This window comes from Klebsiella sp. CN_Kp113 (assembly GCF_040064585.1).
Classification (GTDB): Bacteria; Pseudomonadota; Gammaproteobacteria; order Enterobacterales; family Enterobacteriaceae; genus Klebsiella; species Klebsiella michiganensis.
In genome coordinates this window covers 1-15,107 of the sequence record NZ_JBEAID010000051.1, presented here as the reverse complement: position 1 = coordinate 15,107, position 15,107 = coordinate 1, and the positions used below count along the sequence as shown (strand labels likewise).

Annotated in this window: 22 protein-coding genes; 16 read left to right on the top strand and 6 right to left on the bottom strand. The window is 51.1% G+C overall.

Going from position 1 to position 15,107, the window contains the following annotated elements:
• Positions 1–4 precede the first annotated feature (4 nt).
• The 10 genes from secY to ABLV30_RS26170 all read left to right on the top strand — a co-directional run bounded on the left by secY (position 5) and on the right by ABLV30_RS26170 (position 5,712).
• Positions 5–1,336 carry a preprotein translocase subunit SecY gene (secY, locus tag ABLV30_RS26215; RefSeq protein WP_004106334.1) on the top strand — a complete coding sequence of 444 codons (1,332 nt, stop codon included), beginning with the start codon at positions 5–7 and terminating at the stop codon, positions 1,334–1,336.
• 31 nt (positions 1,337–1,367) lie between these two features.
• Positions 1,368–1,484 carry a 50S ribosomal protein L36 gene (gene rpmJ / locus ABLV30_RS26210; RefSeq protein ID WP_000868187.1) on the top strand — a complete coding sequence of 39 codons (117 nt, stop codon included), beginning with the start codon at positions 1,368–1,370 and terminating at the stop codon, positions 1,482–1,484.
• Positions 1,485–1,630: 146 nt separating this feature from the next.
• On the top strand, positions 1,631–1,987 hold the full coding sequence (gene rpsM / locus ABLV30_RS26205) for a 30S ribosomal protein S13 (protein WP_004106333.1): 357 nt from the start codon (positions 1,631–1,633) through the stop codon (positions 1,985–1,987).
• Positions 1,988–2,003: 16 nt separating this feature from the next.
• The gene (gene rpsK, locus ABLV30_RS26200) at positions 2,004–2,393 is read left to right on the top strand and encodes a 30S ribosomal protein S11 (protein WP_004138423.1); all 390 of its coding nucleotides are present in this window, start codon (positions 2,004–2,006) and stop codon (positions 2,391–2,393) included.
• Between the two features lie 33 nt (positions 2,394–2,426).
• Positions 2,427–3,047, top strand: coding sequence for a 30S ribosomal protein S4 (gene rpsD, locus ABLV30_RS26195; RefSeq protein WP_004125897.1), 621 nt, complete (start codon positions 2,427–2,429; stop codon positions 3,045–3,047).
• Between the two features lie 25 nt (positions 3,048–3,072).
• Positions 3,073–4,062 (top strand): DNA-directed RNA polymerase subunit alpha, encoded by a 990-nt coding sequence (gene rpoA / locus ABLV30_RS26190; RefSeq protein WP_002919219.1) that lies wholly within the window; start codon positions 3,073–3,075, stop codon positions 4,060–4,062.
• A 40-nt stretch (positions 4,063–4,102) separates the two neighbouring features.
• Positions 4,103–4,489 carry a 50S ribosomal protein L17 gene (gene rplQ / locus ABLV30_RS26185; RefSeq protein WP_001216372.1) on the top strand — a complete coding sequence of 129 codons (387 nt, stop codon included), beginning with the start codon at positions 4,103–4,105 and terminating at the stop codon, positions 4,487–4,489.
• A gap of 107 nt (positions 4,490–4,596) precedes the next feature.
• On the top strand, positions 4,597–4,965 hold the full coding sequence (locus ABLV30_RS26180) for a DUF1992 domain-containing protein (RefSeq protein WP_042934199.1): 369 nt from the start codon (positions 4,597–4,599) through the stop codon (positions 4,963–4,965).
• Positions 4,966–4,967: 2 nt separating this feature from the next.
• Positions 4,968–5,393, top strand: coding sequence for a Zn(2+)-responsive transcriptional regulator (gene zntR / locus ABLV30_RS26175; protein ID WP_014227035.1), 426 nt, complete (start codon positions 4,968–4,970; stop codon positions 5,391–5,393).
• A gap of 58 nt (positions 5,394–5,451) precedes the next feature.
• Positions 5,452–5,712, top strand: coding sequence for an alternative ribosome-rescue factor A (locus tag ABLV30_RS26170; RefSeq protein WP_072057189.1), 261 nt, complete (start codon positions 5,452–5,454; stop codon positions 5,710–5,712).
• Here ABLV30_RS26170 and mscL read toward each other — a convergent pair.
• The 5 genes from mscL to def form a co-directional block, all read right to left on the bottom strand.
• The gene (mscL, locus tag ABLV30_RS26165) at positions 5,666–6,079 is read right to left on the bottom strand and encodes a large-conductance mechanosensitive channel protein MscL (protein ID WP_004106310.1); all 414 of its coding nucleotides are present in this window, start codon (positions 6,077–6,079) and stop codon (positions 5,666–5,668) included. The genes ABLV30_RS26170 and mscL overlap by 47 nt on opposite strands.
• Positions 6,080–6,219: 140 nt before the next feature.
• The gene (trkA, locus tag ABLV30_RS26160) at positions 6,220–7,596 is read right to left on the bottom strand and encodes a Trk system potassium transporter TrkA (RefSeq protein ID WP_004125888.1); all 1,377 of its coding nucleotides are present in this window, start codon (positions 7,594–7,596) and stop codon (positions 6,220–6,222) included.
• 21 nt (positions 7,597–7,617) lie between these two features.
• Complete coding sequence (gene rsmB / locus ABLV30_RS26155) at positions 7,618–8,907, bottom strand: 16S rRNA (cytosine(967)-C(5))-methyltransferase RsmB (RefSeq protein WP_064375828.1); 1,290 nt, start codon at positions 8,905–8,907, stop codon at positions 7,618–7,620.
• Positions 8,908–8,958: 51 nt separating this feature from the next.
• Entirely contained in the window at positions 8,959–9,906 is a 948-nt protein-coding gene (gene fmt / locus ABLV30_RS26150; protein ID WP_025107519.1) for a methionyl-tRNA formyltransferase, read from the bottom strand.
• A gap of 14 nt (positions 9,907–9,920) precedes the next feature.
• Positions 9,921–10,430, bottom strand: a complete 510-nt coding sequence (def, locus tag ABLV30_RS26145; protein ID WP_004854751.1) for a peptide deformylase — start codon at positions 10,428–10,430, stop codon at positions 9,921–9,923.
• 129 nt (positions 10,431–10,559) lie between these two features.
• Between def and dprA the strand changes: the two genes are divergently transcribed.
• The 6 genes from dprA to ABLV30_RS26115 are packed head-to-tail and all read left to right on the top strand — an operon-like array spanning position 10,560 to position 14,352.
• Positions 10,560–11,684 carry a DNA-protecting protein DprA gene (gene dprA, locus ABLV30_RS26140; RefSeq protein ID WP_009653922.1) on the top strand — a complete coding sequence of 375 codons (1,125 nt, stop codon included), beginning with the start codon at positions 10,560–10,562 and terminating at the stop codon, positions 11,682–11,684.
• Positions 11,656–12,129, top strand: coding sequence for a DUF494 family protein Smg (gene smg, locus ABLV30_RS26135; protein WP_014227030.1), 474 nt, complete (start codon positions 11,656–11,658; stop codon positions 12,127–12,129). The genes dprA and smg overlap by 29 nt, the downstream gene beginning before the upstream one ends.
• A 27-nt stretch (positions 12,130–12,156) precedes the next feature.
• Positions 12,157–12,699 carry a type I DNA topoisomerase gene (locus ABLV30_RS26130; RefSeq protein WP_014227029.1) on the top strand — a complete coding sequence of 181 codons (543 nt, stop codon included), beginning with the start codon at positions 12,157–12,159 and terminating at the stop codon, positions 12,697–12,699.
• A gap of 4 nt (positions 12,700–12,703) precedes the next feature.
• Entirely contained in the window at positions 12,704–13,276 is a 573-nt protein-coding gene (tsaC, locus tag ABLV30_RS26125) for an L-threonylcarbamoyladenylate synthase type 1 TsaC (protein WP_004854739.1), read from the top strand.
• 3 nt (positions 13,277–13,279) lie between these two features.
• The gene (aroE, locus tag ABLV30_RS26120) at positions 13,280–14,098 is read left to right on the top strand and encodes a shikimate dehydrogenase (protein ID WP_014227028.1); all 819 of its coding nucleotides are present in this window, start codon (positions 13,280–13,282) and stop codon (positions 14,096–14,098) included.
• The gene (locus tag ABLV30_RS26115; RefSeq protein WP_014227027.1) at positions 14,095–14,352 is read left to right on the top strand and encodes a DUF1488 domain-containing protein; all 258 of its coding nucleotides are present in this window, start codon (positions 14,095–14,097) and stop codon (positions 14,350–14,352) included. The genes aroE and ABLV30_RS26115 overlap by 4 nt, the downstream gene beginning before the upstream one ends.
• Here the strand turns inward: ABLV30_RS26115 and ABLV30_RS26110 are convergent.
• Complete coding sequence (locus ABLV30_RS26110) at positions 14,328–14,882, bottom strand: gamma carbonic anhydrase family protein (RefSeq protein ID WP_265802173.1); 555 nt, start codon at positions 14,880–14,882, stop codon at positions 14,328–14,330. The genes ABLV30_RS26115 and ABLV30_RS26110 overlap by 25 nt on opposite strands.
• Positions 14,883–15,107: the final 225 nt, after the last annotated feature.

The following is a 15,107-nucleotide window of genomic DNA, read 5'->3' as shown; positions in this document are numbered from 1 at the left end:
GCAGATGGCTAAGCAACCGGGATTAGATTTTCAAAGTGCCAAAGGTGGGATTGGCGAACTGAAGCGCAGACTGTTGTTTGTAATCGGTGCGTTGATTGTGTTCCGTATTGGCTCTTTTATTCCGATCCCTGGTATTGATGCCGCTGTACTTGCCAAACTGCTTGAGCAACAGCGAGGCACCATCATTGAAATGTTCAACATGTTCTCTGGTGGTGCTCTCAGCCGTGCTTCTATCTTTGCGTTGGGTATCATGCCGTATATTTCGGCATCGATCATTGTCCAGCTGCTGACGGTTGTTTATCAGCCGTTAGCGGAGCTGAAGAAAGAAGGGGAGTCTGGTCGTCGTAAGATCAGCCAGTACACCCGCTACGGTACTCTGGTGCTGGCGATATTCCAGTCGATCGGTATTGCTACCGGTCTGCCGAATATGCCTGGTATGCAGGGCCTGGTGATTAATCCAGGCTTTGCATTCTATTTCACCGCTGTTGTTAGTCTGGTCTCAGGAACGATGTTCCTGATGTGGCTCGGCGAACAGATTACTGAGCGCGGTATCGGAAACGGTATCTCAATCATTATCTTCGCCGGTATCGTTGCGGGTCTCCCGCCGGCCATCGCCCATACTATCGAGCAAGCGCGTCAAGGCGACCTGCACTTCCTCCTGTTGCTGTTGGTTGCAGTATTAGTATTTGCAGTGACCTTCTTTGTTGTCTTTGTAGAGCGTGGTCAACGCCGCATTGTGGTAAACTACGCTAAACGTCAACAGGGTCGTCGTGTCTATGCTGCACAGAGCACACATTTACCGCTGAAAGTGAATATGGCAGGGGTTATCCCGGCAATCTTCGCTTCCAGTATTATTCTGTTCCCGGCTACCATTACATCATGGTTCGGGGGCGGTACTGGTTGGAACTGGCTGACAACAATTTCGCTGTATTTGCAGCCTGGGCAACCGCTTTATGTGTTACTCTATGCGTCTGCAATCATCTTCTTCTGTTTCTTCTACACGGCGTTGGTTTTCAACCCGCGTGAAACAGCAGATAACCTGAAGAAGTCCGGTGCATTTGTACCAGGAATTCGTCCGGGAGAGCAAACGGCGAAGTATATCGATAAAGTAATGACTCGCCTGACTTTGGTCGGTGCGTTATACATCACTTTTATCTGCCTGATCCCGGAGTTCATGCGTGATGCAATGAAAGTACCGTTCTACTTTGGTGGGACCTCACTGCTTATCGTTGTTGTCGTGATTATGGACTTTATGGCTCAAGTGCAAACTCTGATGATGTCGAGTCAGTACGAGTCTGCATTGAAGAAGGCGAACCTGAAAGGCTACGGCCGCTAACAGGTCGCTCGAGAAGTTACGGAGAGTAAAAATGAAAGTTCGTGCTTCCGTCAAGAAATTATGCCGTAACTGCAAAATCGTTAAGCGTGATGGCGTCATCCGCGTGATTTGCAGTGCCGAGCCGAAGCATAAACAGCGCCAAGGCTGATTTATTCGCATATTTTTCTTGCAAAGTTGGGTTGAGCTGGCTAGATTAGCCAGCCAATCTTTTGTATGTCTGTACGTTTCCATTTGAGTATCCTGAAAACGGGCTTTTCAGCATGGTGCGTACATATTAAATAGTAGGAGTGCATAGTGGCCCGTATAGCAGGCATTAACATTCCTGATCACAAACATACCGTAATCGCATTAACTGCTATTTTCGGTATCGGCAAGACCCGCTCTAAAGCCATCTGTGCTGACACGGGTATCGCTGAAAATGTTAAGATCAGTGAGCTGTCTGAAGAACAAATTGAATCCCTGCGTGAAGCGGTTGGTAAATTTGTCGTTGAAGGTGATCTGCGCCGTGAAATCACCCTGAGCATCAAGCGTCTGATGGACCTTGGTTGCTATCGTGGTTTACGCCATCGTCGTGGTCTTCCGGTTCGCGGTCAGCGTACTAAGACCAACGCACGTACCCGTAAGGGTCCGCGTAAACCGATCAAGAAATAGTCGGGGTGATTGAATAATGGCAAAGGCACCAGTTCGTGCACGTAAGCGTGTAAGAAAACAAGTCTCTGATGGCGTGGCTCATGTCCATGCTTCTTTTAACAACACCATCGTTACCATTACCGATCGTCAGGGTAACGCGCTGGGTTGGGCAACAGCCGGTGGTTCCGGTTTCCGTGGTTCTCGCAAATCCACTCCGTTTGCAGCTCAGGTTGCAGCAGAGCGTTGCGCTGAAGCCGTAAAAGAATACGGCATCAAGAATCTGGAAGTTATGGTCAAAGGTCCGGGTCCAGGTCGCGAATCTACTATTCGTGCACTGAACGCCGCTGGTTTCCGCATCACTAATATTACTGATGTGACTCCGATCCCTCATAACGGTTGTCGTCCGCCGAAAAAACGTCGCGTATAACGCGTTCGTTTCTAGGATTGTTGGAGAAAGAAAATGGCAAGATATTTGGGTCCTAAGCTCAAGCTGAGCCGTCGTGAGGGCACAGACCTGTTCCTTAAGTCTGGCGTTCGCGCGATCGATACCAAGTGTAAAATTGAACAAGCTCCTGGCCAGCACGGTGCGCGTAAACCGCGTCTGTCTGACTATGGTGTGCAGTTGCGTGAAAAGCAAAAAGTTCGCCGTATGTACGGTGTGCTGGAGCGTCAGTTCCGTAACTACTATAAAGAAGCAGCGCGTCTGAAAGGCAACACCGGTGAAAACCTGTTGACTCTGCTGGAAGGTCGTCTGGACAACGTTGTATACCGTATGGGCTTCGGCGCGACTCGTGCTGAATCACGTCAGCTGGTTAGCCACAAAGCTATCATGGTAAACGGTCGTGTTGTTAACATCGCTTCTTATCAGGTTAAAGCGAATGACGTTGTCAGCATTCGTGAGAAAGCGAAAAAGCAATCTCGCGTGAAAGCCGCTCTGGAGCTGGCTGAGCAGCGTGAAAAGCCAACCTGGCTGGAAGTTGATGCTGGCAAGATGGAAGGTACGTTCAAGCGTCAGCCGGAACGTTCTGATCTGTCTGCGGACATTAACGAACACCTGATCGTCGAGCTTTACTCCAAGTAAAGCTTAGTACCAAAGAGAGGACACAATGCAGGGTTCTGTGACAGAGTTTCTAAAACCGCGCCTGGTCGATATCGAGCAAGTGAGTTCGACGCACGCCAAGGTGACCCTTGAACCTTTAGAGCGTGGCTTTGGCCATACTCTTGGTAACGCACTGCGCCGTATTCTGCTCTCATCGATGCCGGGTTGCGCGGTGACCGAGGTTGAGATTGATGGTGTACTTCATGAGTACAGCACCAAAGAAGGCGTTCAGGAAGATATCCTTGAAATCCTGCTCAACCTGAAAGGGCTGGCGGTGAGAGTTCAGGGTAAAGATGAAGTTATCCTTACTTTGAACAAATCTGGCATTGGCCCTGTGACCGCAGCCGACATTACCCATGACGGTGATGTCGAAATCGTCAAGCCGCAACATGTGATCTGCCACCTGACCGATGAGAACGCAGCTATTAGCATGCGTATCAAAGTTCAGCGCGGTCGCGGTTATGTGCCGGCTTCTGCCCGAATTCATTCGGAAGAAGATGAGCGCCCAATCGGCCGTCTGCTGGTCGACGCATGCTACAGCCCTGTAGAGCGTATTGCCTACAATGTTGAAGCAGCGCGTGTAGAACAGCGTACCGACCTGGACAAGCTGGTCATCGAAATGGAAACCAACGGCACAATCGATCCTGAAGAGGCGATTCGTCGTGCGGCAACCATCCTGGCAGAACAACTGGAAGCTTTCGTTGATTTACGTGATGTACGTCAGCCGGAAGTGAAAGAAGAGAAACCAGAATTCGATCCGATCCTGCTGCGCCCTGTTGACGATCTCGAATTGACTGTCCGCTCTGCTAACTGCCTTAAGGCAGAAGCTATCCACTATATCGGTGATCTGGTACAGCGTACCGAGGTTGAGTTGCTGAAAACGCCGAACCTGGGTAAAAAATCTCTTACTGAGATTAAAGACGTGCTGGCTTCACGTGGTTTGTCTCTGGGCATGCGCCTGGAAAACTGGCCACCGGCAAGCATTGCTGACGAGTAACCGGATCACAGGTTAAGGTTTTACTGAGAAGGATAAGGTCATGCGCCATCGTAAGAGTGGTCGTCAACTGAACCGCAACAGCAGCCATCGCCAGGCTATGTTCCGTAACATGGCTGGTTCGCTGGTTCGTCATGAAATCATCAAGACGACCCTGCCGAAAGCGAAAGAACTGCGTCGCGTAGTTGAGCCGCTGATTACTCTTGCCAAGACTGATAGCGTTGCTAATCGTCGTCTGGCATTCGCCCGTACTCGTGATAATGAGATCGTGGCAAAACTGTTTAACGAGCTGGGCCCGCGTTTCGCGAGCCGCGCCGGTGGTTACACTCGTATTCTGAAGTGTGGCTTCCGTGCAGGCGACAACGCGCCGATGGCATACATCGAGCTGGTTGATCGCTCTGAATCGAAAGCAGAAGCTGCTGCAGAGTAATCTGTAGTAACGTAAAAAAACCCGCTCCGGCGGGTTTTTTTATATCCTCCCTATTCCTGCTTGTTTACAATATCTGCATTATTTTTGTTCATCCCCGGAGCCTTATGATGTGGTTACTGGATCAGTGGGCAGAACGCCATATTCTTGATGCACAGCACAAAGGTGAGTTTGACAACCTGCCGGGAAGTGGGGAGCCACTGACTCTGGACGATGACTCGCATGTGCCGCCTGAGCTACGCGCAGGCTATCGATTACTCAAGAATGCGGGTTGTTTACCTCCTGAACTTGAACATCGTAAAGAAGCCGTGATGCTCAATGACTTACTTAAAGGCGTTCAGGAGAGCGATCCCCGCTATGCTGAGCTGAGTCGTCGTCTGGCGCTGCTCGAGTTAAAGCTGCGGCAGGCGGGCTTGAACACTGACTTTCTGCGTGGGGATTACGCGGATAAGTTGCTGCAAAAGATTAATGAGGAGTAATCATGTACCGCATAGGTGAACTGGCTAAATTGGCTGACGTTACTCCCGATACCATCCGCTATTATGAAAAACAGCAGATGATGGATCATAACGTGCGCACTGAAGGTGGATTTCGTCTCTATTCGGATAACGATCTACAGAGGCTGCGTTTTATTCGCTATGCCAGGCAGCTTGGTTTTACGCTGGAATCGATCCGCGAACTTCTCTCGATCCGCATCGATCCGGAACATCATACCTGTCAGGAATCTAAAGGCATTGTGCAGGCTCGTTTAAGTGAAGTGGAATCCCGGATTAAAGAGTTACAAGCCATGCGTCGTTCTTTGCAGCGCCTCAATGATGCTTGCTGCGGAACAGCGCACAGCAGCGTCTATTGCTCAATTCTTGAAGCACTGGAGCAGGGCGCCAGCAGTCATAATCCAGCACGTTGATTTTTTCATCAGACGCGTCTACACTCACGCCGATTTCTATTACATATCTGGAGAGCTTATGAGCCGCTATCAGCATACTAAAGGGCAAATAAAAGATAACGCCCTTGAGGCACTACTTCATGACCCGTTATTCAGGCAGCGAATTGAGAAGAACAAGAAAGGGAAAGGTAGCTACCAAAGAAAAGAAAAACATGCGGGACAGAATGGTCGGGAGGCCAGTGGCAAGAAAGTAAATGACTTTTTTACCACTGGCCTTCTGCTTTTAAGGCTTCTTAAGAACGATTGTTTTGTTCTTTCAGCAGGTCACGAATTTCGCTAAGCAGGACTTCTTCTTTGGTTGGCGCCGGTGGTGCTGCCGGGGCCTCTTCCTTTTTCCTGTTCAGTTTATTCATCAGTTTGATTGCCATAAAAATAGCAAACGCCACGATAATAAAATCGAACACGTTCTGAATGAATACGCCGTAATGCATGACGACCGCCGGGATGTCGCCCTGGGCATCCCGTAGCGTCACGGCAAACTGTTTAAAGTCGATTCCGCCAATGAGTAAGCCTAGCGGCGGCATAATAATATCGGCAACTAACGACGATACGATTTTACCAAATGCTGCACCAATGATGACACCGACTGCCAAATCAACCACATTCCCGCGCATCGCAAATTCGCGAAATTCTTTTAAAAAACTCATTTTATTCTCCTTGAGCCAGCTGACACTGATAAGTTTAACAAATGTATTACTATTTTCCATTACCACGAAATAATTGCAGAAAAAAATTATCCTTTGATATATAAGGGATAAAAGAAAGGCGTCTTGTCGACGCCTGCGAACTACAAAAAGAAAGGACTTGGCTGGAATAGTCTTTCGACGTCTGAGATGAATTTTTTGTCAGTCAGGAACATAACGACATGATCCCCTTGCTCAATACGCAGATTGTTATTCGCTATCATGACATCATTACCGCGTACAACGGCGCCAATAATTGTTCCGGGGGGAAGCTTAATCTCATCAATAGCGCGTCCAACCACCCGCGAAGTACTTTCATCTCCGTGCGCGACAGCTTCAATAGCCTCTGCGACACCTCGGCGTAGGGAGGAAACGCCGACAATATCGGCTTTACGCACATGGCTGAGCAGTGCAGAGATGGTTGCCTGCTGCGGTGATATTGCAATGTCGATCACGCTCCCCTGGACAAGATCGACGTAGGCACGACGCTGGATCAGCACCATCACCTTTTTGGCCCCCATGCGCTTTGCGAGCATGGCAGACATAATATTGGCTTCATCATCGTTGGTGACGGCAATGAAAAGATCAACTTGATCGATATGTTCCTCAGCCAGCAATTCTTGATCTGAAGCATCGCCGTAGAAGACGATCGTATTTTGCAGCTTCTCTGCAAGCTCTGCGGCACGCTGTTGATTACGTTCAATCAGTTTGACGCTGTAATCTTTCTCCAGCTTATGGGCGAGCCCGGCGCCAATGTTTCCGCCGCCAACCAGCATGATGCGCTTATACGGCTTTTCGAGGCGCTGAAGTTCGCTCATGACGGCGCGAATATGCTGCGAAGCGGCGATGAAAAACACTTCATCACCGGCTTCAACAATGGTTGAACCTTGTGGCCTGATGGGGCGATCGTGGCGGAAGATAGCGGCTACGCGTGTGTCAATATGCGGCATATGTTCGCGCATAGTTGAAAGTGCGTTTCCCACTAAAGGACCGCCATAATAGGCTTTAACGACTGCCAGGCTTACTTTTCCTTCGGCAAAATTGACAACCTGCAGCGCGCCTGGATACTCAATCAGGCGGTGAATGCTGTCAATGACCAGCTGCTCTGGCGCGATGAGGTGGTCAATAGGAACCGCTTCTGAGTGGAAAAGTTTATCGGCATCACGCACATAATCCGGGGAGCGGATGCGAGCAATACGATTTGGGGTATTAAACAGCGAATAGGCGACCTGGCAGGCCACCATATTCGTTTCATCTGAGCTGGTCACTGCGACCAGCATATCAGCGTCATCCGCACCCGCCTCACGCAGCACGCGTGGATGCGAGCCGTGGCCCTGAACCACTCTGAGATCAAATTTGTCCTGAAGACTGCGAAGGCGGTCGCCATTCGTGTCTACCAGCGTAATATCGTTGTTCTCTCCGACAAGGTTTTCTGCCAGAGTTCCGCCGACCTGCCCTGCGCCCAATATGATAATTTTCATCAGTCGCGACTCGTTATCTCATTACTTTTTGATTAGCTTAGCGTAAAAGAAGCCGTCACCTTCTTCAGCACCTGGCAAATTTTGCTGGCCCGGCAAATCTGCGCTGCCGGTTTCGCTGAGAACCGCATCCGCAGTACGCAGCAGGAAGGCTTTAATTTGCTGGCTGTTCTCTTCCGGCAATACCGAACACGTTGCGTAAACCAGAGTCCCACCAGTTTTCAAATGCGGCCATACGGCATCCAGAATTTCAGACTGCAGCTGGGCCAGTTCCGCGATATCACGATCCCGGCGCAGCCACTTGATATCCGGATGACGGCGAATGACGCCGGTGGCGGAACAAGGGGCGTCCAGCAGAATACGATCGAACTGCTGCTCTCCACACCATTGGGCTGGATAACGGCCATCACCTTGTTTAACGGTGGCCTTCATGCCCAGACGCTTCAGGTTGTCATAGACGCGGGAGAGTCGCTGCTCATCAACATCGACGGCCAGCACCTGTGCTTCGGGCGCCGCTTCGAGAATATGCGTGGTTTTACCCCCCGGTGCCGCGCACAGATCCAGAATTTGCTCGCCGTTTTTTGGATCAAGAAATGTGATGCAGCCCTGAGCGGAGGCATCCTGAACGGTAACCCAACCCTCTTCAAACCCCGGCAATGCGTGGACCGGCACCGGTGTTTCCATGCGCACAGCGTCAGGGTAAGCAGGATGAGTAAAACCTTTCATTCCCGCCTCTTCCAGCAGTGCCAGCCAGCCGTCGCGCGGATGGTGGACACGGTTTACGCGCAACCACATTGGCGGGCGCTGGTTGTTTGCTTCCACGATCGCTTCCCACTGTGCTGGATAGGCTTTCTGCAGACGTTTCAACAACCAGGAGGGGTGTAAAAAGCGAATTTCGCTACGAGAAAATTCAGATAACAGTTCTTCCTGCTGGCGCTGAAACTGGCGCAATACGCCGTTAATCAACCCTTTGAGCTGCGGGCGCTTAATTGCTACTGCGCCTTCAACCGTTTCCGCCAATGCAGCATGAGGAGGAATCCGCGTGTACAGCAGTTGGTAAATGCCCACCATAATGAGGTAGTGCACAACACGCTGTTTACCCGTCATCGGCCGGGACATGAGCTTGCCGATCAGCCAATCTAACTGGGAAAGGGTACGTAGCACGCCAAAGCAGAGTTCCTGAAGCAGCGCTTTGTCTTTATCGGATACTTTTTGTTGCAGCGGGGGCAGAACGTTGCTCAGGGATTGCCCTTGTTCGAGAACCTGTTCAACGGCCTGCGCTGCCAGGCTGCGTAAATTGAGTTGTTTTTTCATAAGCACAAAATAAAAATGCCCGGCAACACCGGGCGTATTAAGAAGGGCGCGTCAGACCAGACGGTTGCCAGGAGCGAACCATTCCCGCCGCGAGTTTAATAGATCCTGAGCACTCATTGCTTTTTTCCCGGCAGGCTGTAGCGAGAGTAAATTCAGCACGCCGTCGCTGGTCGCCACCTGAATCCCCTGTTTTGTCGCTTCAATGATGGTCCCCGGTTCGGCTGTTGTGGCCACATCGATAACCGACGCCTGCCAGACTTTTACCGGCTGGCCATCAATTTCTATCCAGCTCATTGGCCACGGGTTAAAGGCGCGAATGCAGCGTTCTAACTGAGCGGCTGGAAGAGACCAGTCGATACGCGCTTCTTCTTTGCTGAGTTTTTGCGCATGGGTAACCAGCGCTTCATCCTGTACAACCGGTTTCGCGGTACCTGCAGCAAGCTGCTTAAGGGTTTCGATCAGCCCCTGCGGCCCCAGGTTAGCCAGCTTGTCGTACAGCGTTCCGCTGGTGTCTTCGGCCGTGATTGGGCACGCAAGTTTATACAGCATATCACCCGTATCGAGGCCGACATCCATCTGCATGATGGTGACACCGGTCTCGGTATCGCCAGCCCACAGCGAACGCTGAATGGGCGCCGCGCCGCGCCAGCGCGGAAGCAACGAACCGTGAACGTTAATGCAGCCCAGGCGCGGCATATCCAGCACGGCTTTTGGTAGAAGGAGCCCATAGGCTACGACGACCATGACGTCTGCACGCAGATCGGAGACGAGCTGCTGATTTTCCTGCGGACGTAGTGAAGCTGGCTGGAATACCGGTATGCCTTTTTCTTCAGCAAGAACTTTCACCGGGCTGGGCATGAGTTTTTTACCACGACCTGCCGGACGGTCCGGTTGGGTGAAGACGCCAACAACGTTGTGTCCAGAGGACAGCAGCGCGTCGAGATGACGTGCTGCAAAGTCAGGGGTGCCGGCAAAAATAATACGTAGTGAGTCTGACACGTTTATTCTCGTCCTTAAGCTCGAGCATTCAGACGGTCAAGTTTCTCAACTTTTTGACGAATGCGTTGTTGCTTGAGCGGTGACAGGTAATCGATGAACAGCTTACCGACGAGGTGATCCATCTCGTGCTGAATGCAGATGGCCAGCAGACCGTCGGCTTCAAGCTCAAAAGGTTTGCCTTCGCGATCGAGCGCGCGGATTTTCACTTTTTCTGCACGCGGCACTAAAGCACGCTGTTCAGGAATAGAGAGGCAGCCCTCTTCAATGCCTGTTTCTCCGCTTTTTTCCAGCAGCTCAGGGTTAATTAATACCAGCTGCTCTTCACGATTTTCTGATACATCAATAACAATAATTCGCTGGTGAATATCCACCTGCGTTGCGGCCAGACCGATACCTTCTTCAGCATACATCGTCTCGAACATATCATCGACGATACGCTGAATTTCTGCATTTACTTCTTCTACCGGCTTTGCGACTTTGCGAAGGCGCTCGTCCGGAATATGTAACACTTGCAAAACTGACATAGTTATCCAGAGTTGTGTTCAGGAGTTGGAAAGATTATTACCTCTATTCTAGACAAAACCCCCTGCAATTGACAGTCTCGCTGTCCAATCGCAAAGATTGTTAAAGTCGCTTGTGGCAGGGGGATAGGGATGACGCCCAGGGAAATTTGGTTACGTTTGATGAGAGTGAGCAGTCTGTATGGCGAGAGTGCTATAAGTGCCGCCCGTCAGCTATGTTCATCTGCGACGTTAGGTCGAGAAGATTTGCGAGCCTGTGGCTTGAGTCTGGCGCAATCGAAGCATTTCCTCAGCGTTAACCAATGCGAGATAGATGCCACGCTGCAATGGCTGGAGCGACCAAATTGCTATCTACTGACTGCCGAAGATCCGCTTTACCCACCCCAGCTGCGGGCGATTGTCGACTTTCCTTGCGCTCTTTTAGTATGTGGAGACCCTGCGCTACTGAGCAGCCGGCAGCTGTCCGTCATTGGGAGCCGGGCGCATTCATGGTATGGCGCTCGTTGGGGGAAACTCTTTAGCGAAGCTTTAGCACGTTATGGTATTACGATCACGAGCGGCCTGGCCCTTGGCATTGATGGAATTGCTCATCGTGGTGCGCTGGAAGGGAAAGGTAAAACGGTTGCTGTTTTAGGGAATGGCTTAAGAGAGATCTATCCTCGCCGTCATCAGGCGCTAGCGGAGCAGATTACAAACAGCTGCGGAGCCATCATTTCTGAGTTTCCGCTGTTTACCCCGCCCCTGCCGGGCAACTTTCCTCGCCGTAACCGGATTATCAGTGGGCTAAGTGCCGGCGTGTTGGTTATTGAGGCGGCCCTGAAAAGCGGCTCATTAGTGACGGTTCGTTATGCTCTGGAGCAGGGAAGGGATGTGTTTGCCCTGCCAGGGCCGATTGGCAGCCCGGGTTCAGAAGGTCCCCACTGGCTTATCAAGCAGGGCGCGATTCCCGTGACAGCCCCGGAAGACATCGTCGAATACTGGCGGGATGAGCTGCCATATGTTCTTCCTGAACCAGATGACGCAAATAATTGCGGTAATCGGCCTTCTGTAGCATTGCCATTTCCAGAGCTCCTGGCTAACGTAGGAGATGAGGTAACACCTGTTGACGTTGTCGCTGAACGTGCCGGCCAATCTGTGCCAGTAACCGTAGCCCAGCTACTAGAACTGGAGTTAGCAGGCTGGATCGCAGCTGTACCCGGCGGCTATGTCCGATTAAGGAGGGCAAGCCATGTTCGACGTACTGATGTATCTGTTTGAAACTTACATCCATAACGAAGCAGAAATGCGCGTGGATCAGGACAAGCTGACTCGGGATCTGACCGATGCCGGTTTTGAACGAGAAGATATCTATAACGCCCTGATGTGGCTGGAGAAACTGGCTGATTACCAGGAGGGGCTTGTTGCGCCAATGCAGCTTGCTTCTGACCCACTCTCGTTACGAGTCTACACCGACGACGAGTGCCAGCGTCTTGATGCAAGCTGCCGGGGATTCTTATTATTCCTTGAGCAAATTCAGGTGTTGAACCTCGAAACACGGGAAATGGTGATTGAGCGTGTACTGGCGCTGGATACGGCAGAGTTCGATCTGGAAGATCTCAAATGGGTGATCCTGATGGTGCTGTTCAATATTCCCGGTTGCGAAAATGCCTACCAGCAAATGGAAGAATTACTCTTTGAAGTAAATGAAGGTATGCTGCACTAACTTTTTTGCTGCGACATTAGAATTGTTATGACCAAAACAGCGCTGTTCTCGGTGCGTAAAAACGAACCCTGCCCGCAGTGTGGGGCTGAACTGGTAATACGCTCCGGGAAACACGGGCCTTTTCTCGGCTGCTCGCATTATCCTGACTGTGACTATGTCCGGCCCCTGAAAAATCAGGCGGACGGACATATTGTCAAAGTTCTGGAGGGGCAAACGTGCCCGTCTTGCGGCGCAGTGCTGGTACTACGCCAGGGGCGTTTTGGTATGTTTATCGGTTGTAGCAGCTATCCAGATTGCGAACATACTGAACTTATCGATAAGCCGGATGAAACCGCAATTGCCTGCCCACAGTGCGGGCAAGGGCATTTGGTTCAGCGCCGCTCACGTTTTGGAAAAAACTTCCATTCCTGCGATCGTTACCCCGATTGCCAGTTCGTCATAAACTTCAGGCCAGTGGCGGGCGAGTGTCCAGAGTGTCATTACCCGTTGCTAATCGAAAAGAAAACGGCGCAGGGCGTTAAACGCTTCTGTGCCAGCAAACAATGTGGAAAGCCGATACCGGCGGAATAAATCTGTGAATAATAACCTGCCCTCAGAAGCCATCGTACGTGCTGTGGCGCTTCTGAATAATGAACATGTCATCGCCTATCCAACAGAAGCCGTTTTTGGCGTCGGTTGCGATCCCGATAGCGAAAAGGCCGTCATGAGCCTGCTTGCACTTAAACAGCGTCCCGTTGAAAAGGGGCTGATCCTGATTGCGGCGAACTTCGAGCAACTCAAACCCTATATTGACGATACGCAACTTAGCGATGAGCAGCTGGAGACGATTTTTTCTTGCTGGCCAGGGCCTGTGACATTTGTCTTCCCCGCTTGCGCTTCAACGCCGCGTTGGTTGACGGGGCGCTTCAATTCACTGGCTGTGCGAGTCACGGATCATCCGCTGGTGGTCGAACTGTGTAATGCTTACGGAAAACCGCTGGTTTCAACCAGCGCAAATTTGTCTGGCCAGCCTCCTTGCCGCACGACGGCAGAAGTTTATGCGCAGTTTGGCGCTGATTTCCCGGTCGTTGACGGGGCTACGGGAGGGCGTCAAAACCCATCTGAAATACGTGATGCCTTGACGGGCGAACTCTTCCGCCAGGGGTAACTCATGGAAACTTATGCCGTCTTCGGACACCCTATTGCCCATAGCAAGTCGCCATCTATTCATCGGCTTTTTGCTCAGCAGTTGCAAATTACGCATCCCTATGGCCGTATCCTGGCTCCGCTCGATGATTTCGTTACGACTCTCGATACCTTCTTTAATGAAGGCGGTAAGGGAGCGAACGTCACCGTGCCTTTTAAAGAAGAGGCCTTCGCGCGAGCAGATGAGCTAACCGAACGCGCAGCGCTGGCCGGTGCGGTCAATACGCTTAAACGGTTGGAGGATGGCCGCCTGCTGGGGGACAATACCGATGGTATTGGACTACTGAGCGATCTGGAACGGCTGGGTTTTATTAAACCAGGATTCCGGGTATTGCTTATTGGCGCAGGTGGGGCTTCACGCGGCGTTTTGCTTCCTCTCCTGTCGCTGGATTGTGCCGTGACTATTGTTAATCGTACCTATTCTCGCGCCCATGAACTGGCTACGCTTTTTGCTCATACCGGCAGCGTCCGCGCTTTGGATATAGAAGCATTAGGCGGTCAGGAATTTGATCTCATTATTAATGCGACATCCAGCGGTATTGACGGCGGTGTTCCCGCGATCCCTGTTACCTTAATAAATCCCCATGTCTGTTGTTATGACATGTTTTACCAGAAAGGTAGTACGCCATTTTTATCCTTATGCCAGCAACACGGTGCGACAAAATGCGCTGATGGGTTGGGAATGCTGGTGGCGCAGGCTGCTCATGCGGTGCTGTTGTGGCACGGCGTTCTGCCAGAAATTACGCCAGTCATTGCGGCTTTGCAGAAGGAACTGAATGCATGAACCAGGCAATTCAGTTTCCAGACAGAGAGGTATGGGATGAAGCGCGTCAATGTATCGCTTTTCCTGCATTAGTTAACGGCATGCAGCTTACCTGCGCCTTAACGCTAACGGTGCTCAAGAAGCGTTTTGGCGGTGAAGAGCCGGCGCAATGGCTGGCCGCTTTTCGTGAACATCGCTGGGATCTGGAAGATGAAGCCCAGGATCTCATTCTCGACCAGCAAGAAGATGCTCAAGGTTGGATCTGGTTTTCCTGAGCCAGGTAATCACCTTTCCACTTTACATAGTTGTTCGCTGAATATTGTAGCCCGACAATTTCCGCCTCTGTCAGGGGGCGTATCTGTTTTACCGGGTTACCAAAGTAAAGATAGCCACTCTTGAGACGTTTGTTCTGAGGCACCAGACTGCCAGCCCCAATCATTATATCGTCTTCAACAATCACGCCATCCAACAAAATCGAACCCATACCGACCAGGACCCGGTTACCAATAGTGCAGCCGTGTAGCATCACCTTATGACCGACGGTAACATCATCGCCAATGATAAGTGGATTGCCGTGTGGATTAGATGAAGACTTATGCGTGACATGTAAGACGCTGCCGTCCTGAATGTTAGTGCGGGCGCCTATTTCCACATAGTTCACATCACCGCGAATGGCGACCAGAGGCCAGATACTGACATCGTCAGCGATTCTGACATCGCCGATCACCACGCTGCTGCTGTCGATCATCACGCGTAGGCCCGTTTTAGGGAATAAATCTTTATAACGACGCAAGCTGGTGGTCATGGTTACCTCAATAAAAGAAGGGAGTGCAGAGACTTTGGTTGCTTTTCTGGCCGTCTGCAACCCCTTATTGTGGTAAAAATTGAGCGGATTGAGCAAGAACGCCGCGAAGCGGCTGAAAAAACATCATTTGGAAAAAAAGATCGAAAAAAGGCTTGTGCAAAAAAATGGGATCCCTATAATGCGCTCCCACTGACACGGCAGATGTGAATCACTTCACAAACAACC

Bases quoted from the DNA above. Each gene is read 5' to 3' on its own strand.
- ABLV30_RS26180 (WP_042934199.1), top strand. From the start codon at position 4,597: ATGTGGTTACTGGATCAGTGGGCAGAACGCCATATTCTTGATGCACAG.
- rpoA (WP_002919219.1), top strand. From the start codon at position 3,073: ATGCAGGGTTCTGTGACAGAGTTTCTAAAACCGCGCCTGGTCGATATC.
- ABLV30_RS26130 (WP_014227029.1), top strand. From the start codon at position 12,157: ATGACCAAAACAGCGCTGTTCTCGGTGCGTAAAAACGAACCCTGCCCG.
- def (WP_004854751.1), bottom strand. From the start codon at position 10,430: ATGTCAGTTTTGCAAGTGTTACATATTCCGGACGAGCGCCTTCGCAAA.
- ABLV30_RS26110 (WP_265802173.1), bottom strand. From the start codon at position 14,882: ATGACCACCAGCTTGCGTCGTTATAAAGATTTATTCCCTAAAACGGGC.
- secY (WP_004106334.1), top strand. From the start codon at position 5: ATGGCTAAGCAACCGGGATTAGATTTTCAAAGTGCCAAAGGTGGGATT.
- dprA (WP_009653922.1), top strand. From the start codon at position 10,560: ATGACGCCCAGGGAAATTTGGTTACGTTTGATGAGAGTGAGCAGTCTG.
- smg (WP_014227030.1), top strand. From the start codon at position 11,656: ATGTTCGACGTACTGATGTATCTGTTTGAAACTTACATCCATAACGAA.
- rpsD (WP_004125897.1), top strand. From the start codon at position 2,427: ATGGCAAGATATTTGGGTCCTAAGCTCAAGCTGAGCCGTCGTGAGGGC.
- rplQ (WP_001216372.1), top strand. From the start codon at position 4,103: ATGCGCCATCGTAAGAGTGGTCGTCAACTGAACCGCAACAGCAGCCAT.
- ABLV30_RS26115 (WP_014227027.1), top strand. From the start codon at position 14,095: ATGAACCAGGCAATTCAGTTTCCAGACAGAGAGGTATGGGATGAAGCG.
- zntR (WP_014227035.1), top strand. From the start codon at position 4,968: ATGTACCGCATAGGTGAACTGGCTAAATTGGCTGACGTTACTCCCGAT.
- rsmB (WP_064375828.1), bottom strand. From the start codon at position 8,907: ATGAAAAAACAACTCAATTTACGCAGCCTGGCAGCGCAGGCCGTTGAA.
- aroE (WP_014227028.1), top strand. From the start codon at position 13,280: ATGGAAACTTATGCCGTCTTCGGACACCCTATTGCCCATAGCAAGTCG.
- mscL (WP_004106310.1), bottom strand. From the start codon at position 6,079: ATGAGTTTTTTAAAAGAATTTCGCGAATTTGCGATGCGCGGGAATGTG.
- ABLV30_RS26170 (WP_072057189.1), top strand. From the start codon at position 5,452: ATGAGCCGCTATCAGCATACTAAAGGGCAAATAAAAGATAACGCCCTT.
- rpsK (WP_004138423.1), top strand. From the start codon at position 2,004: ATGGCAAAGGCACCAGTTCGTGCACGTAAGCGTGTAAGAAAACAAGTC.
- trkA (WP_004125888.1), bottom strand. From the start codon at position 7,596: ATGAAAATTATCATATTGGGCGCAGGGCAGGTCGGCGGAACTCTGGCA.
- rpmJ (WP_000868187.1), top strand. From the start codon at position 1,368: ATGAAAGTTCGTGCTTCCGTCAAGAAATTATGCCGTAACTGCAAAATC.